At 70.8% G+C, this 24,356-nt stretch carries 25 protein-coding genes; 12 read left to right on the top strand and 13 right to left on the bottom strand.

The window, feature by feature from the left end; genetic code table 11:
* The first annotated feature begins 132 nt into the window (after window positions 1-132).
* Genes AB0E94_RS47490 through AB0E94_RS47470 form a run of 5 tightly spaced genes read left to right on the top strand, consistent with a single transcriptional unit; the run spans window position 133 to window position 5,049 of the window.
* Window positions 133-1,158 carry a LacI family DNA-binding transcriptional regulator gene (locus AB0E94_RS47490; protein WP_360341582.1) on the top strand — a complete coding sequence of 342 codons (1,026 nt, stop codon included), beginning with the start codon at window positions 133-135 and terminating at the stop codon, window positions 1,156-1,158.
* A gap of 9 nt (window positions 1,159-1,167) precedes the next feature.
* On the top strand, window positions 1,168-2,466 hold the full coding sequence (locus tag AB0E94_RS47485) for an extracellular solute-binding protein (protein WP_360341579.1): 1,299 nt from the start codon (window positions 1,168-1,170) through the stop codon (window positions 2,464-2,466).
* Between the two features lie 5 nt (window positions 2,467-2,471).
* Window positions 2,472-3,449, top strand: coding sequence for a sugar ABC transporter permease (locus AB0E94_RS47480; protein WP_360341576.1), 978 nt, complete (start codon window positions 2,472-2,474; stop codon window positions 3,447-3,449).
* Window positions 3,449-4,285 (top strand): carbohydrate ABC transporter permease, encoded by an 837-nt coding sequence (locus AB0E94_RS47475; RefSeq protein ID WP_360341573.1) that lies wholly within the window; start codon window positions 3,449-3,451, stop codon window positions 4,283-4,285. The genes AB0E94_RS47480 and AB0E94_RS47475 overlap by 1 nt, the downstream gene beginning before the upstream one ends.
* Window positions 4,282-5,049, top strand: a complete 768-nt coding sequence (locus tag AB0E94_RS47470; RefSeq protein WP_360341570.1) for a hypothetical protein — start codon at window positions 4,282-4,284, stop codon at window positions 5,047-5,049. Before AB0E94_RS47475 ends, AB0E94_RS47470 begins: the two co-directional genes overlap by 4 nt.
* Before the next feature lie 394 nt (window positions 5,050-5,443).
* Here the strand turns inward: AB0E94_RS47470 and AB0E94_RS47465 are convergent, their stop codons facing one another.
* On the bottom strand, window positions 5,444-6,652 hold the full coding sequence (locus AB0E94_RS47465; RefSeq protein WP_360341567.1) for a hypothetical protein: 1,209 nt from the start codon (window positions 6,650-6,652) through the stop codon (window positions 5,444-5,446).
* A gap of 199 nt (window positions 6,653-6,851) precedes the next feature.
* On the opposite strand from AB0E94_RS47465, the gene AB0E94_RS47460 reads away from it, so the two are divergent.
* Window positions 6,852-7,319 (top strand): GNAT family N-acetyltransferase, encoded by a 468-nt coding sequence (locus tag AB0E94_RS47460; RefSeq protein WP_360341564.1) that lies wholly within the window; start codon window positions 6,852-6,854, stop codon window positions 7,317-7,319.
* Window positions 7,320-7,334: 15 nt separating this feature from the next.
* On the opposite strand, the gene AB0E94_RS47455 is transcribed toward AB0E94_RS47460, so the two are convergent.
* Window positions 7,335-7,808, bottom strand: coding sequence for an Lrp/AsnC family transcriptional regulator (locus tag AB0E94_RS47455; protein ID WP_360341561.1), 474 nt, complete (start codon window positions 7,806-7,808; stop codon window positions 7,335-7,337).
* Between the two features lie 127 nt (window positions 7,809-7,935).
* On the opposite strand from AB0E94_RS47455, the gene ald reads away from it, so the two are divergent.
* Both ald and AB0E94_RS47445 read left to right on the top strand, forming a co-directional pair.
* Window positions 7,936-9,051, top strand: a complete 1,116-nt coding sequence (ald, locus tag AB0E94_RS47450) for an alanine dehydrogenase (RefSeq protein WP_360341558.1) — start codon at window positions 7,936-7,938, stop codon at window positions 9,049-9,051.
* 178 nt (window positions 9,052-9,229) lie between these two features.
* Window positions 9,230-9,922: a lytic polysaccharide monooxygenase gene (locus AB0E94_RS47445; RefSeq protein ID WP_360341555.1), complete on the top strand. Its 693-nt coding sequence runs from the start codon at window positions 9,230-9,232 to the stop codon at window positions 9,920-9,922.
* Between the two features lie 136 nt (window positions 9,923-10,058).
* On the opposite strand, the gene AB0E94_RS47440 is transcribed toward AB0E94_RS47445, so the two are convergent.
* The 4 genes from AB0E94_RS47440 to AB0E94_RS47425 form a co-directional block, all read right to left on the bottom strand.
* Window positions 10,059-10,889, bottom strand: a complete 831-nt coding sequence (locus tag AB0E94_RS47440; RefSeq protein ID WP_360341552.1) for a response regulator transcription factor — start codon at window positions 10,887-10,889, stop codon at window positions 10,059-10,061.
* On the bottom strand, window positions 10,865-12,142 hold the full coding sequence (locus AB0E94_RS47435) for a histidine kinase (protein WP_360341549.1): 1,278 nt from the start codon (window positions 12,140-12,142) through the stop codon (window positions 10,865-10,867). Before AB0E94_RS47435 ends, AB0E94_RS47440 begins: the two co-directional genes overlap by 25 nt.
* Complete coding sequence (locus AB0E94_RS47430) at window positions 12,139-12,837, bottom strand: hypothetical protein (protein WP_360341546.1); 699 nt, start codon at window positions 12,835-12,837, stop codon at window positions 12,139-12,141. Before AB0E94_RS47430 ends, AB0E94_RS47435 begins: the two co-directional genes overlap by 4 nt.
* Before the next feature lie 110 nt (window positions 12,838-12,947).
* Window positions 12,948-14,135, bottom strand: a complete 1,188-nt coding sequence (locus AB0E94_RS47425; protein ID WP_360341543.1) for a helix-turn-helix domain-containing protein — start codon at window positions 14,133-14,135, stop codon at window positions 12,948-12,950.
* A gap of 185 nt (window positions 14,136-14,320) precedes the next feature.
* Between AB0E94_RS47425 and AB0E94_RS47420 the strand changes: the two genes are divergently transcribed.
* Together AB0E94_RS47420 and AB0E94_RS47415 are read left to right on the top strand one after the other, a co-directional pair.
* Window positions 14,321-15,397: a ferredoxin reductase gene (locus AB0E94_RS47420; protein WP_360341540.1), complete on the top strand. Its 1,077-nt coding sequence runs from the start codon at window positions 14,321-14,323 to the stop codon at window positions 15,395-15,397.
* 99 nt (window positions 15,398-15,496) lie between these two features.
* Window positions 15,497-16,675 carry an acyl-CoA desaturase gene (locus AB0E94_RS47415; protein WP_360341537.1) on the top strand — a complete coding sequence of 393 codons (1,179 nt, stop codon included), beginning with the start codon at window positions 15,497-15,499 and terminating at the stop codon, window positions 16,673-16,675.
* Window positions 16,676-16,794: 119 nt separating this feature from the next.
* Here AB0E94_RS47415 and AB0E94_RS47410 read toward each other — a convergent pair whose 3' ends face one another.
* Window positions 16,795-17,838 carry a PfkB family carbohydrate kinase gene (locus AB0E94_RS47410; RefSeq protein ID WP_360341534.1) on the bottom strand — a complete coding sequence of 348 codons (1,044 nt, stop codon included), beginning with the start codon at window positions 17,836-17,838 and terminating at the stop codon, window positions 16,795-16,797.
* 43 nt (window positions 17,839-17,881) lie between these two features.
* A complete protein-coding gene (locus tag AB0E94_RS47405) occupies window positions 17,882-18,388 on the bottom strand; it encodes a hypothetical protein (protein WP_360341531.1) in 507 nt (168 codons plus the stop codon).
* A 72-nt stretch (window positions 18,389-18,460) separates the two neighbouring features.
* On the opposite strand from AB0E94_RS47405, the gene AB0E94_RS47400 reads away from it, so the two are divergent.
* The gene (locus tag AB0E94_RS47400) at window positions 18,461-19,078 is read left to right on the top strand and encodes a DinB family protein (RefSeq protein WP_360341528.1); all 618 of its coding nucleotides are present in this window, start codon (window positions 18,461-18,463) and stop codon (window positions 19,076-19,078) included.
* Between the two features lie 5 nt (window positions 19,079-19,083).
* Here the strand turns inward: AB0E94_RS47400 and AB0E94_RS47395 are convergent, their stop codons facing one another.
* The 5 genes from AB0E94_RS47395 to AB0E94_RS47375 all read right to left on the bottom strand — a co-directional run bounded on the left by AB0E94_RS47395 (window position 19,084) and on the right by AB0E94_RS47375 (window position 22,957).
* Window positions 19,084-19,593 (bottom strand): GAF domain-containing protein, encoded by a 510-nt coding sequence (locus AB0E94_RS47395; protein WP_360341525.1) that lies wholly within the window; start codon window positions 19,591-19,593, stop codon window positions 19,084-19,086.
* Window positions 19,590-19,859: a hypothetical protein gene (locus AB0E94_RS47390; protein ID WP_360341522.1), complete on the bottom strand. Its 270-nt coding sequence runs from the start codon at window positions 19,857-19,859 to the stop codon at window positions 19,590-19,592. Before AB0E94_RS47390 ends, AB0E94_RS47395 begins: the two co-directional genes overlap by 4 nt.
* A gap of 28 nt (window positions 19,860-19,887) precedes the next feature.
* A complete protein-coding gene (locus tag AB0E94_RS47385; protein ID WP_360341519.1) occupies window positions 19,888-21,477 on the bottom strand; it encodes a methyl-accepting chemotaxis protein in 1,590 nt (529 codons plus the stop codon).
* 94 nt (window positions 21,478-21,571) lie between these two features.
* Complete coding sequence (locus AB0E94_RS47380; RefSeq protein WP_360341516.1) at window positions 21,572-22,057, bottom strand: hypothetical protein; 486 nt, start codon at window positions 22,055-22,057, stop codon at window positions 21,572-21,574.
* Between the two features lie 96 nt (window positions 22,058-22,153).
* Window positions 22,154-22,957: a TIGR02452 family protein gene (locus tag AB0E94_RS47375; protein WP_360341513.1), complete on the bottom strand. Its 804-nt coding sequence runs from the start codon at window positions 22,955-22,957 to the stop codon at window positions 22,154-22,156.
* A gap of 97 nt (window positions 22,958-23,054) precedes the next feature.
* Between AB0E94_RS47375 and AB0E94_RS47370 the strand changes: the two genes are divergently transcribed.
* A complete protein-coding gene (locus AB0E94_RS47370) occupies window positions 23,055-23,786 on the top strand; it encodes a hypothetical protein (protein WP_360341510.1) in 732 nt (243 codons plus the stop codon).
* Window positions 23,787-24,356 lie beyond the last annotated feature (570 nt).

Raw genomic sequence — 24,356 nt, 5'->3', positions numbered from 1 at the left:
ATTTGACCCAGCCAGAACACGATCTTGAAATGGAAGCGACATAGAAGGGCGTTGACACCACCGCAACCGTTTGCATTAATGGCTGTCACCAAGAGATCCGGGTCACACCGAATCGCCAGCAAGGAGGGCACCGTGGCCGTGACGATCCGGGACGTCGCCAGAGCGTCCGGAGTGCACATCTCCACGGTGTCGCGCACGTTCTCCGCACCCCATCTGGTCAACCCCGAGACGCGTTCCCGGGTCCTGGCCACCGCGGAGCAGCTCGGTTACCGCCCGAACCGGGCGGCCCGGGCGCTGATCACCGGACGTACCCACAACATCGGCCTGATCGTGGCCGATATCGCGAACCCGTTCTTCCCGCCCTTGATCAAGGCGGCCGAGACCCACGCCCGGCGGCGGGACTACCACGTCTTCGTCGCCGACACCGACGAGGATCCGATCGTCGAGCTCGACCTGGTGCAGGCCCTGGCCAAGCAGGTCGACGGGATCCTCCTGTGCAGTCCCCGGATGAGCGACGACCAGATAGAACAGGTGCGCCGTGAGGTGCCACTGGTCGTCGTCAACCGCATGATCACCGGCTTGCCCGCGGTGGTCATGGATGTGGGACACGGCGCCCGGGAAGCCGTGCGCCACCTGCTCGGCCTGGGCCACCGACACCTGGTCTACCTGGCCGGGCCACGTGGCTCATGGACCAACCGGGAGATCCGCCGGGCCGCCGGGGCCACCACCCGGGCAGCCGGCGCGGATCTGACCGTCCTCGGCCCCAACCAGCCGGTCGAGGAGACCGGCGCCGCGGCCGCCGAGGCTGTCCTGCGCACCGGTGCCACCGCGGTGCTCGCCTACAACGACCTGATGGCCATCGGCCTGCTCCAGTCGTTGCAGGACCGCGGTGTCGACGTCCCCGGGCAGGTGAGTGTCGTCGGCATCGACGACATCGCGTACAGCGGGCTGGTCCGGCCACGGCTGACAACCGTGGCGAACCCGACCGCGGCCGCCGGCCGAACCGCCGTCGACATGCTGCTCCAGCAGGGCGACGACGGGGCGACCGGGCAGGTCACGCTCCGGACCGACTTGATCATTCGCAACTCCACCGGCCCGGGGCCGTACGCCCCGGCCGTCGCGCTCAACGCTGAGGTTGCCGCAACCGTCAAGGAGTGACGAAACCCCATGACCGCATACCACCCCCTTCCCCGCCGCCGCGTGCTCAGCGGTGTCGTGGCCGCCATGCTGGCCCTTCCCCTGGCCCTCGGCGCCTGTAGCAGCGACGACAGTGCCGCCGACGACGGCAAGGTCGAGCTGAGCTTCTTCTGGTGGGGAGGCGAGGCCCGTGCCCAGCTCACCGAGCAGGCGCTCGCCCTCTACACGCAGAAGCACCCGGAGGTCACGTTCAAGAAGACGTGGCAGGCCAACCAGGGCTACTTCGACAAGCTGGCCACCCTGACGGCCGGCAACGACGCCCCGGACATCTTCCAGATCGACGACAACTACCTGGCCGAGTACGCGACCCGCAACGTCACGGCCGACCTGTCGGAGTACACCAAGTCTGGGAAGATCGACACGGCCAAGTTCCAGAAGGGCCTGATCGACTACGGCACCGTCGACGGGAAGCTGGCCGGCCTCGCGCCCGGCGAGAACACCCAGGGCCTGGTCTACAACAAGGCCAAGCTGGACGCCGCCGGGGTCGCCGTGCCCACCACCGGGCAGACCTGGGAGGAGCACATCGCCTGGGCCAAGGACGCCGCCACCAAGACCAAGGTGGCCGGCACCATGGACCCGAGCGCCGACTACAAGGCGTTCTGGCTGTGGCTGCGCCAGCAGGGCAAGGAGCTGTACAAGGGCAGCGAGCTCGGCTTCACCCAGGCCGACGTGCAGGCCTGGTTCGAGCTGTGGAAGGGCGCCCGCGACGGCCAGTCCACGCCGACCCCGGACGTGATCCACGAGGGCAACGCCACCGACGTCACCAAGCAGCTGGTCGTCACCAACAAGGCGCTCACCTCCTGGGTGTGGGCCAACCAGCTGCCCGAGCTGCAGAAGAACACCAAGGACGACCTGGCCGTGATCGCCTACCCGGGTGACGCGACCAAGCAGTGGGCCCGCGCCTCGATGTACTTCTCGGTCTACCGCGGCAGCAAGCACAAGGACGTCGCCGCCGACGTGCTCAACTTCCTGGTCAACGACCCGGAGGCGGGCAAGATCCTGGGCACCGACCGTGGCCTGCCGGCCAACCTCGACATCCGCACCCAGGTCGCCGCGTCGACGGACAACGCGGCGATGAAGGAGACCATCGCGGTCATGGACGAGCTGGGCAAGAACTTCGGCCCGGCGCCGACGGTTCCGCCGAAGGGCCACAGCACGGTGCGCTCCGAGCTGATCAAGGCCGCTGAGGAGGCCCAGTACGGCCGCGCCACCCCCGCCCAGGCAGCCGAGCAGTTCTTCGCCGCCAGCCAGGCCGCGATCAAGCGGTGAGTCCCATGGCAACAACAACGGCCCGGCCCTCGTCGACCCGGCCGCCGGCCGGCCCCGCCGCTGCTCAGCGGCGGGGCCGCCCCGCCAAGCACCGGACCGACGGCGTCGCCGGCTACCTCTTCCTCTCCCCCTGGCTGCTCGGGCTGCTGACCATCACGGCCGTCCCGATGCTGATGTCGCTGTACCTCAGCTTCACCAACTACGACGTCCTCTCCGACTGGGAGTCGATGAAGTGGGTGGGGCTGGACAACTACCGCACGATGTTCACCGAGGACCCGTCGTTCTGGCACGCGGTCCAGACCACTCTGGTGTTCGCCCTGGTGGCGACGCCGCTGAAGCTGGCCGCCGCGCTCGGCGTGGCGCTCCTGCTGAACCGTTCGTTCAAGGCCGCCGGCCTGTTCCGTGGCCTGTTCTACCTGCCGTCGCTGCTCGGTGGCAGCGTGGCGCTGGCCATCGTCTGGGTCAACATGTTCAACCGGGACGGCGCGTTCAACTCGTTCCTGAGCTGGTTCGGCATCGAGGGCAAGGCCTGGGTCAACGACCCGGACTTCGCGCTGGGCACGCTGATCCTGCTGGCCGTCTGGCAGTTCGGCGCCCCGATGGTGATCTTCCTGGCCGGCCTGAAGCAGGTGCCGGTCGAGCTCTACGAGGCGGCGTCGGTGGACGGCGCGAGCACAGTGCGCAAGTTCTTCAACATCACGCTGCCGATGCTGTCCCCGGTGATCTTCTTCAACCTGGTGCTCGAGACGATCAACGGCTTCCAGGGCTTCACCTCGGCGTTCGTGCTCTCCAACGGCACCGGTGGCCCGGTCGACTCGACCCTCATGTACACCCTGCACCTCTACATCAAGGGCTGGAACGAGTACCAGATGGGCTACGCGTCCGCGATGGCCTGGGTGTTCCTGCTCGCGATCGGCCTGGTCACCGCCGTCGTCTTCCGGACCGGCAGGTTCTGGGTGCACTACTCGGACGGAGAAGACTGATGACCCTCCAGCGCCTGGCCCGGCCTCTCACGCTGGTCCTGCTCTCGGCGGTGGTGCTCTACCCGCTGGTGTGGATGCTCGGCAGCTCGTTCAAGAGCCAGGAGGAGGTCCTCAACAACATGGGGATCCTCCCGAACGTGTGGACACCCGGCAACTACAGCGCGGGCTGGACCAACTTCGACGTCAGCTTCGGGCGGTTCTTCGTCAACAGTGCGCTCGTCGCGGGGCTGACCGTGGTCGCCAACTGCGTCTCCTGCCTGCTGGCGGCGTACGCCTTCGCCCGGCTCAAGTTCAAGCTGCGCGGCTTCTGGTTCGCCATCATGATCGGGACGCTGCTGCTGCCCGGGCACGTGCTGATCGTCCCGCAGTTCGTGATGTTCAAGACGTTCGGCTGGGTGGGCGGCGACTGGCCGTACGCGCCGCTGATCGTCCCGCAGCTGCTGGCCACCGAGGCGTTCTTCGTCTTCCTGATGGTCCAGTTCATGCGGGGCGTGCCCCGCGAGCTCGACGAGGCCGCGATCATCGACGGATGCACCCCGTTCGGGGTGTTCCGGCACGTCATCCTGCCGCTGTCCCGGCCGGCGCTGGTGTCGACGGCGATCTTCTCGTTCATCTGGACCTGGAACGACTTCTTCCGCCAGCTGGTCTACCTCTCCGACCTGGAGAAGTACACCGCCCCGGTGGCGCTGACGCTCTTCATCGACTCGAGCGGGCAGTCCTCGGTGGGTCCGATGTTCGCCATGTCGGTGCTGTCGCTGGCCCCGGTCTTCCTGTTCTTCGTGGCCTTCCAGCGCCTGCTGGTCGAGGGCATCAACACGTCGGGCCTCAAGGGATGACACGTTTCTTCAGCCGCCCGCTCGCCGCTTCGGCGGCGGGCGGCGCGCCCCTCCCGGTTTCCCCGGCCTTCTCCGGTACGGGTGAGGGCGCGCCCTCCTCCTCCGCGCCCTCGTCCTCCGCGGCTGGTGGAAGCGCCCCGGACTGGCCGGGCGAGGACGAGCCCGAGCCGCGCCCCGATTGGCGGGAACGGTTCGCCCTCGGCACCGACCTGGCCCTGATCGGGATCGTGGTGACCGCGGCCGCGCTGCCGTTGCTGACTCTGACCGCCGCGCTGGCCGCCGGGTCCACCGCCGTGCACCACCGCTACCGGAACGGCCGCCTGCCCGCGTTCCGCCCGCTGCTGCGCCAGTACCTCCGCTCGATCCTGCCCGGCATCCCGTTCGTGCTGGTGGCCGCGCTGCTGCTGATCGACCTGATGGCGCTGGCCCGCGGCCTGGTGCCCGGCGGCACCCCGGTCCTGCTGATCACCGGTGGTGTCGCGGGACTGCTGGCCGGGGTGGCCACGCTCGCCCTGGTGGCCGTCGGCCGTGACCCGGAGACCCCGTGGCGGGCCGCCCTGTCCTGGTCGTGGAGCCGGATGTCGGCCCGCCCGTGGGCGGCGATCGCACCCGCGCTGGCCGGGGTGCTCGCGTTCTTCCTGGCTCTGTCGGTGCCGGCGACGATCCCGCTGGTGATCGGCTTCCACCTGTTCGCGGCGCACGTAATCAGCGACCGGCTGGCGCCGCCGTCGTCGATCCGCGGCGGCCACCACCCCTCGGCGTGACCCGGGTCACAGTGGAGCAACCTCGGGGGCCGGTGCGGACACTACGGGCCGATCGGCCCGACCATCCCGCCCCCGAGGTACGCGTGCACCAGACATCCGTCTCCGCCTTCCGCGTGGCCCGGCCCGGGCCGTCGCGGCCACGCCGGCCACCGCCTCCACCCCGCCGGCCGGCGTCCCCCCAGTGCCCTTCCGGTTACCGCTAGGACCACGAGCCGTCGCCCACACGCCTTATCCACCCGCGAAAACCGATCTGAGCGACGGCCGGCGGTCTCAGCCGTCGCCCACACGCCTTATCCACCCGCGAAAACCGATCTGAGCGACGGCCGGCGGTCTCAGCCGTCGCTCACACGCCTCACCGCACCCCGATAAGCGCTCTGAGCGACGGCCGGCGGTCTCAGCTCAGCTTCGAGCCGCTCGTCACCGGGTCGCCGCTGCCCAGGTAGAAGATGCCGGGCAGCCCGTCGGTCTCGAAACCCTTGCTCACGTTGTTGCGCAGCGTCGAGTTACGGATGGTCAGCGTGCCGGTCCGGTCGTTGCTGACGAAGAAGATCGCGCCACCACCCTCGTTGGCCTTGTTCTTCTCCACCACGGTTCCGTTGAGCGTCAGCTTGTACGTGTCCCCGTCCTGGTAGATCGCGCCCCCGCTGCCACCGCCGGGTGTGCCGTCGCGGGCCGGGTTCGCGCCGTTGCCGACCGCCGAGTTGCCGGAGAAGACGCTGTTCAGGATGGTCCACGAGACGTGGATGCTGCTCAGCGCGCCACCGTTGGAGCACACGCCGCCGGTGAAGGTGCTGCCGGTCACGTACACCGGCTGGTTCCCGCCCTGAAGCCGCACCCGGATCGCGCCGCCGCCGATGTCGGGGCCGGTGCCCGCGCACCTGTTGTCGGTGAACCGTGAGTTGATCACCCGCAGGCCGCCGCCGTTGGCGAAGATCGCGCCGCCGCCGCCCAGCTCGTCGGTCGGGTCGGTGGCGTTGCCCTTGGCGAACACCAGGTTCTGCACGGTCAGGCGCGGGGTCACCTTGTCGTGGCAGTGCCCGCTGGCCGGGCTCACGCCCTGCGCGGTGTCACAGACGTTCATGTAGAGGATGCGCCGTTTCCCGCCGCCGCTCAGGGTCACCCGGCCACCGCCATCGAGGACCACCTTGGCCACCGGGTTGCGGACCTTCGCGGTCGCGGTCATCGTGATCGTCACCGGTGCCGGGCCGCAGTCGAAGGTGATGATGCCGCCGGCCGCGACCGCCTTCACCACCGCGGCGGAGGTGCAGCTCGCCGGGGTGCCGTCGCCGATCGTACGATCAGGGTCGCTTGTGTCGACCGGCTTCGCCGCCGCCGGGATGGCCGCCTTGCCCGACGCGTTGCCGGGTTTCGGAAGGGTCTTGACCGTCGCCTTCGACGGCGACGGGGTCGGCGAGCCGGACGTCGACGGCGACCCGGAGGCCGACGGCGCGTTCGCCGAAGCGACGGGCGCCGACGCCACGCCGCCCTCGGTCGCCGGTGCGGGCGTCGCGGCGACCGTGTCGGCCGCCGGCGTCTCGCCGGACTGGCAGGCGGCCAGGCTGCCGGCGACGAGCAGGGTCAGAACGATCCGTCGGAATGCCACCGGGAGATGCTACGGCGGACGGTTCGCGCCCGCTGCCCGCCGTCCGGCCACATCAGCGCCGCCCGGCCGGACCGCGCCGATCGACTCGATGTCTCCGGCCTGGCCCGGGGAGTCGCCGTCCATGAACCGGGCCGGCCGGGAATCAGTGATCTCGGCAAGACCGGTTGATCGCCGTCGCCCGGCCGGGAACAATCGCCGGGTGGACATCAGGACGGCGACCACCGGCGACATCCCCGCGATCGTCGAGATCGGACGGCTGACCTGGCCGCCCACCTACGCCTTCGCCGGGGCCGACTACATCGCGCACGGCCTGGCCAGCTGGTGGTCACCCGAGGCGGTGGCGCGCAGCCTGGACACCACGACGGTCCTCGTCGCCTCCGGCGCCTCCGGTCCGGTCGCCACCGGCAACATCGACATGCGGGGCGAGACACCGATCATCTGGAAGCTGTACGTGCTGCCCGCGGCCCAACGCTCCGGAGCGGGGTCCGCGCTGCTCGAGGCCCTGATCTCGTACGCCCCGTCGTCCCCGGTCCGGCTGTCGCACCTCGATGGGAACACTCCGGCGGCCCGGTTCTACGCCGCCCACGGTTTCACCGAGCTGCGCCGCGAGCCGGCCACCCGGCCCGGCTGGCCGGACAGTATCTGGCTGGAGCGCCCACCCACGTGACCCCAGCCCGCGTGGTCAGGAGGCGCCGCCGCGGCGGTGTTCGAAGATCAGGTAGGTCTCGGTGCCGGCGATCAGACGGGTGCCGCTCAGGCGCTCGGTGATCACGGCCCGCAGGTCGTCGACGTCGGCGCAGGCCACGTGCAGCAGGAAGTCGTAGGAGCCGGAGACGAAGTAGACGTCGCGGACGGCCGGGATGCCGGCCAGCGACTCGGCGAAGCGGCCGATCGCCTCACGGGCGTCCGAGCGCACCCGGACGGCGATCATCGCCTGGATCGGGCGGCCGATCCAGGCCGGATCGACGTCGGCGTGGAAGCCCCGGACGGCGCCCAGCTCGCGGAGCCGGCGGATCCGGGTGAGGCAGGTCGACGGGGCGATGCCGACCCGGTCGGCGAGGGCGTTGTTGGGCATCCGGCCGTCGGCCTGGAGGAGGCTCAGCAGCTCCAGATCGATGTTGTCGAGGCCTCGAACATCCTTCGGCAGATCGGTCACTTTCGGCCGCCGCTGCGAAGGATCTGCACCTGGACTGTTACGGACAGAATCTTCTTCGCTCGACTTGCCGGTCCACTGCACAACGTTCCACCCTATCGCCATCACTTGGTGACGGAAGGAAAGTCCCATGCACATCGGCGTGCCGGCAGAGGTCAAGAACCACGAGTACCGGGTGGCGATCACCCCGGCCGGCGTGGTGGAGGCGGTTCGACACGGGCACACCGTGTCGGTGCAGGCCGGCGCCGGAGTGGGATCCGCCATCACCGACGAGGACTACGTGGCCGCCGGCGCGGCCATCCTGCCGGACGCCGACGCGGTGTGGGGCGCGGCCGACATGATCCTCAAGGTCAAGGAGCCGATCGCGTCCGAGTACCACCGGCTGCGCGCCGGGCAGGTGCTCTTCACCTACCTGCACCTCGCGGCCGACGCCGAGGGCACCAAAGCGCTGATCAACAGCGGGACGACCGCGATCGCGTACGAGACGGTGCAGCTCGCCGACGGGTCGCTGCCGCTGCTCGCCCCGATGTCGGAGGTGGCCGGCCGGCTTGCTCCGCAGGTCGGCGCGTACAGCCTGATGCGCAACAGCGGCGGCCGCGGCGTGCTGCCCGGCGGGGTGCCGGGGGTCGCGCCGGCCGCGGTGACCGTCATCGGCGGTGGCGTCTCCGGCGTGAACGCGGCGACCATCGCGCTCGGTCTCGGCGCCGACGTCACCATCCTCGACCTGAGCCTGCCCCGGCTGCGGCAGATCGACGCGCAGTTCGGCGGGCGGGTGAAGACGCTGGTGTCGAACTCGTACACGATCGAGCAGTCGGTGCTGGCCGCCGACATGGTGATCGGCGCGGTGCTGGTGCCCGGCGCGAAGGCCCCGACGCTGGTCAGCAACGACCTGGTGAAGCGGATGAAGCCGGGTTCGGTGCTGGTCGACATCGCGATCGACCAGGGCGGCTGCTTCGAGGACTCGCGGGCCACCACGCACCAGGACCCGGTGTACCGGGTGCACGAGTCGGTCTTCTACTGCGTGGCCAACATGCCGGGCGCGGTGCCGAACACCTCGACGTACGCGCTGACCAACGCGACCCTCCCGTACGTGCTGCGGCTGGCCGACCTGGGCTGGCGGGACGCGCTGCGGGCCGACCCGGCGCTCGCCCTCGGACTGAACGTGCACGCCGGCGTCCTCACCAACGACCTGGTCGGATCAGCTCTCGGGCTCCCCACCGAGACCGTCAGCTCGGTTCTGGCCTGATCCGGCCACTCCCCGCGCGCCCTCCGCCTGTCTGGCCTCCGGTCATGTGACGTCCGGTCATGTGACCCCGGTCTTGTGGCGGAGGGCGCGCTTCCACAGGAGAGCGCTTTTCTATTAGGAAACCTTGCTTTATATTTTTGTCACATCCATCGATAGACGTTCATCTTTGGGGAGTGACATGCGCCGACTCATCACCCTCCTCGCGGTAGCCCTGCTGGGCGCCGCCGGATCGCTCCTGGTCGTGACGCCGGCCTCGGCTCACGGCTACGTCTCCTCACCGCCCAGCCGGCAGGCGCTCTGCGCCCAGGGCCGGGTCGCCTGCGGGCAGATCAAGTACGAGCCGCAGAGCGTCGAAGGTCCCAAGGGCCTGCGGAACTGCCACGGCAACAACTCGGTGTTCGCCGAGCTCAACGACGACAGCAAGGGCTGGCCGGCCACCAACGTCAGCAGCACGCAGACGTTCACGTGGATCAACACGGCCCGGCACGCGACCGCCAGCTGGGAGTACTTCATCGGCGGCACGCGGGTCGGCTACTTCGCGGGCAACAGCCAGCAGCCGCCGGCGACGCTCTCGCACACGGTCAACCTGAGCGGGTTCTCCGGACGGCAAAAGGTCCTCGCCGTCTGGACCATCTCCGACACGACGAACGCGTTCTACTCCTGCATCGACGTCAACATCGGCGGCGGTGGCGGCGGTCCCACGACTCCCCCGCCGTCCGGCTCGTGCACGGCGCCGGCCTGGAGCAGCGGCACGGTGTACGTCGGGGGCAACCTGGCGTCGCACAACAGCCGCACCTGGCGGGCCAAGTGGTGGACGCAGGGCGAGACGCCCGGGGTCGCCGACGTCTGGGCCGACCAGGGCGCCTGCTGAGTTCCGGGGCCGCTTTCCAGGAAGCGGCCCCGTCCTCGGAACGCCACCAGGACACCACGATCCGACCGGGTCCGCGGCTCTGCCCCCTCTGCTCCGGGCCGGGACCCGGTTCGGCTCCGGGTCGTGCTCGGAGCTGTCAGCGGGCCTCGTGGATCAGGATCGCGATCTGGACCCGGTTCGAACATCCCAGTTTGTCCAGCAGCCGGGAGACGTACGCCTTCACGGTCGGGATGCTCATGTGCAGCTCAGCGCCGATCTCCGCGTTGGACCGACCGGTGGCGACGGCCTCCGCGACGATCCGCTCGCGTCCGGACAACCGCCGCAGGGTCGCTGCCGCACGGGCACGCCGCTCGGAATCGGCCGGCGACACCCCGCCGCCATCCTGATCAACGGGCGCGTCACTCCCGGCAACGTCCCGGCCGCCGCCGCTACCGCTGCCACCGCTGCCACCGCTGCTGCCGGTGCTGCCGGTGCTGCCGCTGCTGCCGCTGCTGCCGCTGCCGCCGGTGCTGCCGCCATCGCCGCTGCCGCCGGTGGCCCGGCCGACCGCGTAGTCGATCAGGCGAGGTAGCACTGCCGGAGCCAGGATCGACTCGCCTGCGGCGGCCCGGCGTACCGCGCTCAGGATCTCAGTCGGGGCGATGTCCTTGAGCAGGAACCCGTTGGCGCCCAGCCGCAGCGCGCCGAGCAGATACTCGTCGGTGTCGAACGTGGTCAGCACGATGATCGCGGGTTCCGGCCCGTCGCGGCGCAGCGCCTCGGTGGCGGCCAGACCGTCCATCCGGGGCATCCGGACGTCCATCAGCACCACGTCGGGTTTCAGGCGGCGGGCCATGTCGACCGCCTCGGCGCCGTCGCTCGCCTCACCGATGATCTCGACCTCCGGCGCCGCGCCCAGAACCAGTGACAGGCCGACCCGGACCAGCGGGTCGTCGTCGGCGATCAGGACCCGGACGGAGTCGGCCATGGCATCCAGGCTTCCAGATCGAAGGTGAGCCCGGCCCTCGGGTCTCCGTGAACCCCGTGCCGTAACCGCCCGCCCAGCAACTCGACCCGCTCGGTCAGGCCCAGCAGCCCACTACCGGCCCCGGGAACGAGCGCGCCCCGGGCGTGGGCCGACGGCAACCGGTTGGAGAGGTGAATGTGCAGGTCACCGGTGGAGGACTGCGCCAGGAGAAGGGTCACCGGGCTGCCGGGGGCGTGTTTGCCGGCGTTGGTGAGGCCCTCCTGGACCAGGCGGTAGACCGTGCGGCTGAGCGAGGCGCTGAGCGCCGGCCCGGTCAGGTCGTTGGTCGCCGTCACGGTCATGCCCGCCGCCCGGGCGTCGCCGATCAGATCGTCGAGGTGGCTCACGCCGGGCTGCGGGCGCAGGGCGTCGCCGGGGCCGGCTCGCAGGACACCGAGGATCTCGCGCAGGTCCTCGAGGGCGTGGTGGGCACTGTCCCGGATGGTCGCGGCCGCCTTGGCCACCTCCTCCGAAGTGAGGTCGGGGCGGATCTGCAAGGCGCCGGCATGCAGGCTGACCATGGAGATCCGGTGGGCGAGGGCGTCGTGCATCTCGCGGGCGATCCGTTCGCGTTCGCGGGCGCGGGACTGCTCGGCCCGCAGGTGCGCTTCCGTCTCGGCCCGCATGGCGCGTTCCCGCAGTGACTCGATCAACTCCCGCCGGGAACGTGCGGCGATCCCGAGGGCCACCGTGGCGGCGAGGACCGCCACGGTCAGGACGAAGCTCACCACCGAGCGCTCCGCCGGCGACAACGTCGGGTCCGGGTAGATGATCGAATACGCGATCCCGCCGACCAGGTTGAGCAGGACGATCACGATCACCGGGCGGCCACGTCGTAGCGAGATCACCGTGAACAGCCCGATCAGCGCGGCGATCCCGGCGCCGTCGGCGAAGACCGACGCCACCATCAGGAAGATCGCCACGCCCATCGGATGGCTGCGCCGCCACCACAGCGCCAGCGACAGGGCGCACCCGGCCACGAAGTGCAGGAACATGGCGTCGTCGGAGAGCCCGCGGACCGTCGCGGCGTCACCGATCAGCAGCAGCCCGCCGAACCACGAGACCAGGATCGCCGCCACGTCCCAGGCCCGCCCGCTGGTCAGCCGCCCACGCCGGCCGGACGGCGCCGACGAGGGCGGGGGCGCAAGCGAGGGTGCACTGGCCGGAGCGGGTGAGGCCGCCGGCACCCCCGTGAGTGCGGGCTGAGAAGTCATGAGCGCACCAGCGGCCGCCAGAGCTGACGGTCGCCGTCGTCGCGGACCGCGTAGCCGAGTTTCTCCAGGGAGTCGCGCAGCTCGGCGGCCTCGCGCGGAGCCTTCTTGCGGAGGGCGACGGCGCGGGCGGACAGGACCGCCTCGACGGCGACCGGGAGCCGTTCCGTCCCGGGGACCCACTGCTGGTAGAGCCCGGTGAACGGATCCTCCTCGCGCCAGGGATAGCCATACGCGGTGAAGGTCCGTTTCAGTGGGCCGCTCTCGGCCTGTGGCTCGCCGTGGAACAGCTGGCGGGACTCGTGGTCGAGGATCACCAGGAAGCTACCGTCCATGAAGACGACGTCGATCTGCGGGCGGGCCAGGGACACCGCCCGGTCACCGGTCTCCAGGCGCACCTCGATCGATCCGATGGTCACCCGGGTGCTGCGGCGCACGATCTCCACGCTGGCGAGCGCGCCGAACACGGCCAGGATGAGGGCCTGGACCGCGACTTTCCACCACGTGTCGACCGACCCGGCCACCCGCCAAACCACGCCGAGCACCGGGAAGTGCACCGAGACCAGCCAGCGCGCGAGGATGGGCGCGAGGACCGCCACGAGCACACCAGCGGCCGCCGGGCCGAACAGCACCAGGGCACGGCCGACCGGGGAGAACGCGAGCACGGTCGGCTCCCGGCCCGATTTCTCGCCGCTCATCAGGGCCTCCGCTCCGCCGTACCGGATGATGGTTTGACGCTATGCCCAGCGGCGGGTGAGCGGCCAGTTGCCGAAAGTCGATGGTCCGAGACTTTGGTATGTGCCCGCGGTCACGTCTCCGGGATGGCCAGGGCGATGGTCAGCGCGAGCACCCATTGCGGATCGCGGAGCCGCTCCCCGTACAGCTCCCGCAGCCGTGCCATCCGGTAGCGGACCGTCTGCGGATGAACGAACAGCTCAGCCGCGACGTCCTCACGCCGGCCGTGATGCAGCAGCCAGCTGCGCAGCGTCTCGATCAGCTTGGCGGCGGCCGCCCCGCGCTCCCCGGCCAGCGGCGTCAGCGCCCAGGCACGCAGGTCCGCCAGGGCGCTCGGGTCGGCGGTCACCACGACGGCGGCGAGATGATCCTCGGTGTCGGTCACCGCGCCGCCGTCCGGCGGGCCGAGCCGGTACACCCGCACGGCGCGATCCAGCGAGCTGCGCGCCTCGATCCACGGCCGGGCCGGGCCGATCACCACGTTGTGGCCGGTCAGCAGCCGGTTCAGCGTCGGGCGCGAGCAGCCCTGCGGATCCGGCACGAACAAGACCGTCAGACCAGGCAGATCCGGTACGGCGTCCGCGAGCTGCAAGGTGCGGGGGTCGAGCAGGTCGATCACCCATCGTGCCGCGCGCTCGGGCAGCAGCAGCGCGGTGAGGCTCTGTGGCGGCGCCCACTCGGCCTGCTCCGCCAGCCCTTGCAGGACGTGCGCCGGCTCCCCCGCGACCAGCGCCTGGGCCAGCTCCTGAAGCCGCCGCAGCCGGATGCGGCCGGTTGCGGCGAGCTCGTCGGCGTGCCCGGCCACGCTCGCCGCCGACAGCTCGTCGATGTACGCGAAGACGAGCTCCGCGAAATCGGCGATGGTGGCGGCCGGCTGCCCCGCCTCGACACTGATCGCCGCCAGCCCGCGCCACGCCACCCGGGCGCCCACCCGGTAGGCCGCGAGCAGGGCGTCCAGGCTGCGACCGGAGCGGGCCTCGCCACGGCCCAGCGCGTACGCCGCCTCGATCGCCGACGACATCGGGGTGCCCGGGTCGGCGCCGGGCCGGGACACCAGGTTGAGGAAGGTGCCGAGGGCGGCCCGCACGGCGCGGGCGATCTTGTGCCCGAGCGCGCCGGAGAACGGCTCGGCGTACGCCGGCACCTCCTTGATGATCGCCGCGATGGTCTGCGAGGACACCTTGGGGAGGCCGTGCCGGAGCGGGTCGATCACCTCCGTCGGGAGACGATAGGACCGTACGTCACGTAACGGCTGTTTCACGCGGTCTCCCACCATTTCGCCCGACATACCCGGTCCAATCAACCAGGATTGTTCACGTTGCCCCGTAAGTACGGACTCTAGGAGGCCGTGAACGAGCTTCCTTGTCCCCGTCGAACAATTATGCGGCTCCGGATTCACTTCCCCTGGTCAGGACTTTGCATATCCCAGGCAGCAGGCTTGGTCACGTGGCTGTTACCCAGAAGTTGCGCGACGGCGCGTGGCGCGTAGTCGAGCTGATCACCACCCCGGTGGTGCCGGCCGACTACCTCGACGTGATCGCGCCCCTGCGCAACCCGACCGTCCTGCGCGCCCGGATCGACGCGGTGCGCCACGAGACCGCGAAGGCGGTCACCCTGGAGCTGCGCCCGGGGCGCGGCTGGCAGCCCCACAAGCCAGGACAGTATGTACGGCTCGGCGTGGACGTCGACGGGGTCCGCCTGTGGCGTGCCTACTCGGTGAGCAGCGCAGCCGGCCGTGCCGACGGCCGGTTCACGGTCACCGTCAACGCCGTCGAGAACGGCATCGTCAGCTCGTACCTGCTGGCGAACGCCCGTAAGGGCATGCTGGTCCACCTGGATCTGCCGGACGGTGACTTCCAGCTGCCGGAGCGGCGGCCCGCGAAGACGCTGTTCGTGACCGCCGGCAGCGGCATCACCCCGGTGATGGGGATGTTGCGCAGCGCCCTGCACGAGCTGAGCGACGTCGTCGTGGTCCACTCGTCGAGGACGGCCGAGGACGTCGTCTTCGGCGCCGAGCTGCGTGACCTCGCCGCCCAGGGCCGGATCCGGCTGATCGAGCGGCACACCGGCGCCGACGGGCGGCTCAAACCGGCCGGGCTCGCCGACCTGGTGCCCGACCTGTTCGAGCGGGAGACCTGGGCGTGCGGCCCCGGTGAGCTCCTCGACGACCTCCAGGAGCACTGGGCCGACGCGGGCGCCACCGAGCGGCTGCACGTCGAGCGGTTCCGGACCGTCGTGCTGGTCGCCGGGGACGGCGGCACGGTCACCTTCGAGAAGTCCGGCCTGGTCGTGGAGGCTTCCGGCGGCACCTCGATCCTCGACGCCGGTGAGGCCGCCGGGCAGCTGATGAAGTCCGGCTGCCGGATGGGCATCTGCTACAAGTGCGTGCTCCCGATGCGCGAGGGCATCGTCCGTGACCTGCGTGACGGCACCATCACCACCGCCTCCGAGGTGGACGGCGACAAGCCACTGATCCAGACCTGCATCTCGGCTGCCGCCGGCCCGTGCCGGATCGACGCCTGACCCTCTGACCGCTCTCTCTCCGAGGCCGCAACCCTCGGAGCCCCACCCGAGAGCCGCTCCCCCGGCGGGCCGGCTCCCACGAAAGAACGAGGAAGTTCCGTGACGACGCTGCAGCGCAAGGAAGTCAACCCGATCGCCCACCTCTCCCCCGAGGACATCGAGGAGATCGGCCGCGAACTCGACGCCATCCGGGACGAGGTGCTCGCCGTCCGCGGCGAGAAGGACGCGAAGTACATCCGCCGGATGATCGCCATCCAGCGGCGCCTGGAGGTGGGCAGCCGCGCGGTGCTGCTCTTCTCGGTGCTCCCGCCGGCCTGGATCCTCGGCACGATCGGCCTCTCCATCTCCAAGATCCTGGAGAACATGGAGATCGGCCACAACATCCTGCACGGCCAGTACGACTTCATGCGCGACTCGAAGATCCACTCGACCACGTGGGAGTGGGACTTCGCGGCGCCGGCCGAGCAGTGGAAGCACTCGCACAACGAGCTGCACCACAAGTACACGAACGTGGTCGGCCGGGACAACGACCTCGGTTACGGCATCATGCGCGTCGACGAGCAGCAGAAGTGGGCGCCCGCGCACCTCGGCCAGCCGCTCTACAACTTCATCAACGCCTGCCTGTTCGAGTACGGCATCGCCGCCTACGACCTGGAGCTCGGCCGCAACCTGGCCAGCAAGCGCCGCCGCAACAACCCGGACTTCCGGGCCCGGCTGCGCCAGGTCGGCCGCAAGATCCGCAACCAGATGCTGAAGGACTACGTCGCCCACCCGGCCCTGTCGGTGCCGGTCGGCCTGGCCTTCGGCAACCCGTTCGGCGCGTTCTTCGGCACCATGGCCGCCAACGTGGTCGCCAACGTGGTCCGCAACCTGTGGAGCCACTCGGTGATCATGTGCGGCCACTTCCCGAAGGGTGTGGAGACCTTCGAGCGGACCTCGATCACCGGCGAGACCCGCGGCGAGTGGTACCTGCGGCAGATGCTCGGCTCGGCGAACATCTCCGGCAGCAAGCTCATGCACATCATGACCGGCAACCTGTCCCACCAGATCGAACACCACCTCTTCCCGGACCTGCCGGCCAGCCGCTACGCGGAGATCGCGCCGAAGGTGCGGGCCCTCTTCGAGAAGTACGAGCTGAAGTACGTGACCGGGCCGTTCGTCGTGCAGGTGGCCTCGGCGTGGGCCAAGGTCTTCCGCCTGGCCCTGCCGAACCGCAAGCCGACGCGTGCCATCGACCACACGATCCCGCCGCGGCACCCGGCCGAGGCCACCGTCTGACGCCCCACCCTCTGACGCCCACCCGGGGGCGCTGATCCTCAGTCCCGCAACCTGCCCGGCCGCTCACCCGCGGCCGGGCAGCCGCGTCTCCGGAGCCCGTGCCCCCGCAGCCGCGGCGGTCAGTGGTCGGCCTGGGCGTCGGAGAGGCGGGCGATCGTGGCGGTCGCCCGGTGGACGGCGTTCCGGCTGCCCGGTGGGATCACGTCGTCGAGGAAGCCGAAGCGGGCCACCAGCCCGGGGTCGGCGGCGGCCAGACGGGTGGCCCGCCACCAGTCGGCGATGTCACCCCAGCCGGGCGCCGACAGGGAGCCGCCGAAGTGCTGGACCGAGAGGGCGCCGACCAGCGTGGCGAAGGCGACCCGGTCGGCGAGAGGCCAGCCGCCCAGGGTGCCGGTGATGAAACCGGCGGTGAAGACGTCGCCGGCGCCGGTCGGATCGAGGGCCTCCACGGGCACGCCCGGGACCGCCGCCACCTCACCCGTCGTCCCGTCGACAGCCATCGCCCCGTCGCTGCCGCACGTGACCACCACCACCGGGACCAGGCCGGACAGCTTCTCCAGCGCCTGCCGTGGATCGTCGGTGCGGGTGTAGCGCATGGCCTCCACCTGGTTCGGCAGGAAGGCGTGGCAGTCGGACAGGTCGCCCAGCACGTCGCAGGACCACTGCTCGGTCTCGTCCCACCCGACGTCGGCGAACACCATCGTGCCGGTGGCCCGGGCCCGCCGCACCCAGCCGGTGCCCTCCGGCGACAGGCTGACCGCCGCGCTGCGGGCCGCCGGCAGGCCGTTGACCAGGCCGTCCTCGTCGGTCGGGAGCGGATGGCCGTGAGTGATCATGCTGCGGTCGCGGTCGTAGGCCAGCGAGACCGTCACCGGGGAGTGCCAGTCGTCGATCTGGCGGGACGCGGACAGGTCGATGCCCTCCTGGCGGCTCAGCACCCGATGGCAGAACTCGCCGTAGGCGTCCGAGCTCAACGCGGTGCCCAGGCCGGTGTGCAGGCCGAGCCGGCTCGCGGCGACCGCGAGGTTGGCCACCCCGCCGGGGCACGAGCCCATGCCGCTCGCCCAGACCTCCTCGCCGGGCGCGGGCAGCTCACGGAGACCGGTGAAGATCACGTCGAGATAGACGACTCCCGGGACGAAGAGGTCGAGCGGTCGAGCCATCGTCCGATCTTAGCCCCGCTCCTATCGGTCAAGTCGTGATTGATCAGCTCGCCTTTCGCAGGTCGGTGTGGGCGGCACGCAGGGTGTCGACGGAACGGTCGGTGCCCGCCGGCCGGAGGTCGTCGAGCAGGCGCCAGGCCTCGTCCAAGGCTTGGGACAAATCGCCGATCCGCTGGGCGTGCTGACGGCGGACGTCCTCCCGGACCTTCTCGATCCGCCGCATCCAGCCCGCGGCGTTGACGGCCACCGGCGCGGACGAGGCAGGCGCGGACGAGGCAGGCACGGAGGAGGCAGGCGCGGAAGAGGCAGGCGGCGCGACGGCCGCGACCGGGGCGGCGGATTCGGCCGGTGGAGCGACGCCGGGTGGGGCCGGGCCGGCGCCGAGGACGTCGGAGACCGGGACGATCGCGGCGACCGGCCGGCCCCCGTCGACCACGACGGTGATCTGACCGGTCAGCCCGGTGACCCGGACCAGTTGCTGGAAACGCAGGCGAGCCTCAGCGACGGTGAGCTCGATCCGGCGGCGAATCGGAGTTGCTGGTTCTCCCATACCGCGATGATGCGCCGGGGGTATGACAAAAATGCGTGGGGCGGCGGTCACCGTACGGATAGATTCCGGCTCATGACCACCGCTGACGACGTGCGCACCGCCGTCTCTCTCGCCGCCGCCACCCTCCGGACGGCCACCGGCCGGGACTGGCATGTGCCGGCTGCCGACCTGACCTGGACCTGCTGGGAGACGGTGGAGCATGTCGCCGACGATCTTTTCGCGTACGCCGGCCAAGTCGCCTCCGAGAACACCCCGCCGGAGGGATATGTCCCCTTCGGATGGCGGCGCAGCCGGCCCGACGGGCCGGCTCTGACGATCTACGCCGAGGACACCAAGAACCCGGAGGGGCTGGTCCAGGTGCTGGAGTCGTCGGGCGGGCTGCTCGCGGCGGTGATCACCGTCGCGCCGCCGGAGCGGCGGGCGTTCCATCCCTACGGCGTCTCGGATCCGGCCGGTTTCGCGGCGATGGGCGTGGTGGAGACGCTGGCGCACCTGCACGACGTGGCGGTGACGCTCGATCTGCCGTGGACGCCGCCGGAGGATCTGTGCGACCGGGCGCTGCGCCGCCTGTTCCGGGAGGCGCCGGAGACGACCGGCCGCTGGGCGACGCTGCTGTGGGCGACCGGCCGCGGCGACCTGCCGGGCCACCCGCGCCGCACCGACTGGAAGTGGAACGGCACACCTCTTTAGGAGATCTATCGGAGGCGGTACGCGCAGAGCAGCTTCATCGCCTTCTCAGCGCCGTCGCCCAGCACCGCCAGGTCCACATCGCTGAAGATGCGCGGCCGGGCGTCGATCACGCAGTGCGCCCCGAGGGTGTGCCCGCCGGTCCCGGTCAGCGGCACCCCGAGATAGCTGCGCAGCCCGGTCATCTGGAGGAACGGGTTGTCGAGGTGCCGCGGGTCGTTCATCCCGTCGACGACGCAGTACGGCTCGCCGGTCAGGACGGTGTGGGTGCACATGGCCCATTCGGCGGGCACGCCCTGGGTCTCGGCGACCCATCCGGACACCCCGTGCGAGCCGAGGATGAACTGTGAGGTGTCGAGCACCACCGACACCAGGGCGACCGGCGCTTCGATGAGCCCGGCACTGCGCTGGGCGATCGCGTCGAGGCTGGTCCGCAGGTCGGGGTCGAAGAGGTCGTAGCCGGCGATCTCCCGGATCCGTTCCGGTACGCCGAGCCGGTCGAACAGGTCGGTGTTCACGACAACTCCTTCGCGAGAAGTGACAGCTGGGAGTGCGCGTCGAGCCGGATCGTCAGAGCGAGCGCGCACAGCCGGCTGACCGGGTCGGCCTGGCGCATGGCGGTGATCAGCCGGTCCAGCCCGTGTTCGCCGGTCCCGTCGGTGCCGGCGGCGCGCAGCAGGCCGGCCCAGACCCGCGGCCCGTCGCCGGCGTGCACCCGATGCACGGCGGCCCGCGCGTCGTCCATCGTGGGCCGGACCAGGCCGTAAGGCGTCTCCGAGAACACCTGTGTTCCCCCGATCAGCGTTCGAACGTCAGTGCCGGAATCCGCCGACCAGGTTGGTCAGGTCGCCGGCGAGGCGGGTGAGGTCGGCGGCGGCCTGCTGGGTGGCCCGGGCGCCGTCGGCGGTCGCGGAGGCGACCTCGGCGACCCCGGAGACGGTACGGGCCACGTCACCACTGCTGGTGGCGGCGTCGGCGACGGACCGGCTCATCTCGCCGGTGGTGGCGGTCTGCTCCTCGACCGCCGAGGCGATCGTGGTGGTGTAGTCGCCGATCCGCTGGATGACCTGGGTGATCTCGCCGATCGCGGTGGCCGCCGAGTTGCTGGACTCCTGGATCGCGCCGATCCGGCCGGTGATCTCCTCGGTCGCCTTGGCGGTCTGCTGGGCCAGCTCCTTGACCTCGCCGGCGACGACCGCGAAGCCCTTGCCGAGCTCACCGGCGCGGGCCGCCTCGATGGTGGCGTTGAGGGCGAGCAGGTTGGTCTGCTCGGCGATGCTGGTGATCAGCCGGACCACGTCGCTGATCTCCGCGCTGGCCGCGCCGAGCTCGGCGACCTGGTTGTTGGTGCGTTCGGCGACGGCCATGCCCTCCTGGGCGACCCGGGCGGCGTCGGCGGCGTTGGAGGCGATCTCGGTGATCGAGGCGCTCATCTCCTCGGCGCCGGCCGCGATCGACTGGACGCCGACGTTGACGGTCTCGCTGGCGGCGCTGGCCGAACCGGCCTTGTCGGCGACGTCGGCGGCGCCGGACTGGAGCTGGGCGCTGACCGTGGAGAGTTCCTCGGAGGCGCTGGCCAGGGTGACCGCGGAGCCGCCGATGGTGCTCACGGTGTCCCGGAGCCGGGTGATCGCGGCGTCCAGGGCACGGCCCATCCGGCCGGGCTCGTCGCGGCTGGTCAGTCCGGTCTGCTGGGTGAGGTCGCCGTCGGCGAGGCCCTCGCAGACGGCGGTGACCCGGCTGAGGGAACGGACGATGCCACGGGCGACGAGCGTGCCGAGGGCGAGCGCTCCGGCGATGCCGATGGTGAGCAGCAGGATCGACTGGAGGCGGCTGGACTCGTACGCGGACCGGGCAGCGGCGGCGGAGGCGGCGGCCGCGGCGTTCTCGGCGGCGTCGATCTCCGCCAGCTGTTCGCGGATCTTCGTGACGATCGGGGTGATCTGCTGGTCACGGATGTCGCCCCAGGCTGCGATGTCGTTGCGCCGGGAGGTCGGGATGAGCTTGTCGTGGGCGATGCTGACGTACTGCTGCCAGCCGTCCTTGACCGCCGCGACCTGTTCCGGGGTGGCGGCCGGGGTGCTGGCCTCGTAGGCGGCCATCGCCGCGTCGACCTCGCTGAGGTCCTTGTCGAACGCCGCCTCGTACTTCTGTTTGGTCGCCACCTCCCGGTAGATCACATGTCCGACCAGGTCGACCCGGGACTGGTTGATCCAGGCCTTGAGCTCGCCGAGAGCGGAGACGCCCACCACATTGCTGCGGTAGATCCACTGGGCGGACTCGCTGGCCGAGGAGAGGGCACGTAGTCCGAGGATGCCGATCAGCAGCGCGATCACCGCCGCCACCGTGATCGAGGTCATGATCTTGAGATTCACGCTGAGGTCGGCCCAGAACCGATTCATCCCGTCCCCCTGGTCCGGATGGCAGCCATTGCCCGCACTACTCAGGTCGGCAACCCGCCGCAACCTCTGAGACCAGGGAAAACGTCAGTCCGGTTCAGGCTGCCCGGCGCGCTGGAGCGGGACGGCGTGACCGGTTGCGATCAGGGCGGGCCGGTCGCTCCACGGGACGGATGTGCCGGACCTCGGGGGTGATCCGCATTCGGCGCAGCAGCGGGGCGAACGGGTCGCCGAACGTGCGGGCCGCCGTGTTGAGCAGCAGCGCGGCCGCCACCATGCCGACCGCGGGCATGCCCACCAGCAGGGCGATCACCGAGAGGACCAGGCCACCCCAGACCATCACCCGCAGCCCGACGTCGGCGACCGGGATGCCGCTGGGCCGCTGCCTGGTCCAGACCGGCAGAAACGACGAGGCGAGCGCCAGGGTCACCGCGCCGAGCACGGCCGCCGCGGTCAGGAACGCCTGCGGCCAGTCGTAGTGCCGGCCGAGCGCGTAGCCGCCGGAGAGCACCACCCCGAACCACACCTTGGCGAGCGCCCAGCGGCCGAAACGGATCAGCGGATCCTCGGTAGCCGTCGTCATGCGCACTCCAGCCGTACACGATCCACGGACGGGCGGTGAACAACACCCTACCTTCCGTCACCCCCGGCGCGGGAGATCAGCCCCGGGGAGCGCGAATCAGGTCAGACCGAAGGCGGCACGGAACTCGTCCCGCACCGTCTCCCGCCGGTCCAGGATCGCGAAGACCACCCGGTCGAACCACGGCGCACCGGCCAGAGCCTCGGCGAACACGGCCGCCACCTGCGCCGGATCGTTGCCGAACACCCCACATCCCCAGGCGCCGAGCACCAGCTCACGGCTTCGATGCGCGGCCGCCACCCGCAACACCCGCGCCGCCCTCCGGGCGAGCGCCCCGGGCACCTCCGGCAGAAGTCCGGGCTGGTCGCGGGCGATCATGGCACGGTTCGGGGCGGCCGCGGTCAAGATCGAGATTTGGTACGGGCGGGCGAGCATCCGCCCGCGGTCGTCACGGAACACCGGAACCGCCGGTGACCAGATGACCCGGTCGGTGTAGAGCAGACCCCGATCCGCCCGGTGGAAGGTGTAGAAGTCACCGGCGGCCCGCAGCGCCGGGTAGATCGCCGAGGCCCGGGCGATGCTCTCCTCCTGCGCCTGAGCGCCGTTGAGGAACCCGCCGCCCGGGTTGCGGGCCGACGCGAAGTTGAGGCAGGCCACTCCGTCGCGTTCGTCGGCCAGCCGTCGGGCGGCCTCGAGGCTGCTCTCCCCGGTCACCTCGACCACCGGCGGGCCGGCCACGGCGACCGGCTCGGCCAGCACGTCGTCCGGCAGGTGCAGCCGGGTGCCCTCGACCGCACGGGTCACGCCGGCGGCGATGTCGACGACACCGTCCGGGCCCGCATACCAACCGCGCTCCACGATGGAGACCGTCTCCTGGGCGATCGCCCGTAGTCTGCCGCTCACACCCACGATCATGACCCATGCGTACGACCGGCGGCGTACCCGTGAATACGACCGGGACATGACGACGCCGGAAGTCCCGGCAGAGCATGATCCGGGCATGAGAAAGCCGGTGGAGCTCTGGGCGTACGTCATCGGCCTGGTTTTGATCTTGTCCGGGATCGTGCATCTCGGGGTGTTCCTCGCCGACGACGTGCCGTGGGCCGGCCCGGTGTCGTGGCGCAAGCCGGCGACGTTCGGCCTGTCGTTCGGGCTGACCCTGATCACGGTCGCGTGGATCACCCGAGGGCTGGTCCTCGGTGACCGGGCCCGGGCCTGGCTGCTCGGCGTGTTCGCGGCCGACTGCGTGCTGGAGGTCGCCGGGATCACGTTGCAGGCGTGGCGCGGGGTGCCCTCACATTGGAACACTGAGACGCCGTTCGACACGGGCGTGGCGATGAGCCTGGCCGCCGGCGGGGCGGTGCTGGTGACGGTGCTCGGCTGGTATGCGGTGACGGCGCTGCGCGGGCGGGTCGGCGGGCCGGCCGACATGCGGCTGGCGGTCCGCACCGGCTTCGGGTTGCTGCTGGTCAGCCTGGCGAGCGGGATCGCCATGATCGCGCGCGGGACGGTCCTCTTCCGCTCGGTGAGCCCACAGGCGGCGTACACCGACGGCGGTTTCCTCAAACCGGTGCACGGGGTCGCGCTGCACGCCGTGCTGGTGCTGCCGTTGCTCGCGGTGTTCCTGCGCCGGCTGGGGCGGGGCGAGCGGGAGCGCCTGCGGGTGATGGTGGCGGCTTGTGCGCTCTACGTGGCGGCGACCGGAGCAGCCCTGATCGTCTCCTTCGGCTAGACAGCTGCCGGAGCCGAGGCCACCGCCACACCCTGACCTCTACTGCGAAGTGTGCCTACCGGGCGCTTCCATCAAGTCTCCGGAGCCTGGGCGCCCTCGCTGGGTTGTCGCTAGGCGGCGGCTTCGCACCCTCGGCGAGCATGACCGCAGCCTGTATGGGACGGCAAGCCTTCCGAACCTCAGCGCCCTGACTGGTAGTTCGTGGGACGTCGGTTTTCGGAATCTCGGCGCCCCTGACCGACCTTTCGCGGGCGGGGGCGGGCCGTTCGTGGCCTCTGGATCTTGCGCGAGTGTTCCAGATTTCTGCTATCTTGCACGATTTCTCCCGGCGGGGAGTCTTCTGCGCAGCCACCTCACCGCGAGAACGACAGCCCTCAGACGGATGACGCCTCCTCGGCCGCAACATCCCCGCCGACGACGGCTCCGCCACGCCGCCTCCGCCCCGCCGTCCCCGCCACGCCGCCTCCGCCCCGCCGTCCCCGCCACGCCGCCTCCGCCCCGCCGTCCCCGCCCCGCCGCCTCCGCCACGCCGTCCCCGCCACGCCGCCTCCGCCACGCCGCCCCCGCCAC

This window comes from Actinoplanes sp. NPDC026670, assembly GCF_040638175.1.
In the GTDB taxonomy this organism is placed as follows: Bacteria; Actinomycetota; Actinomycetes; order Mycobacteriales; family Micromonosporaceae; genus Actinoplanes.
This window is presented reverse-complemented; position numbering and strand designations above follow the sequence as displayed.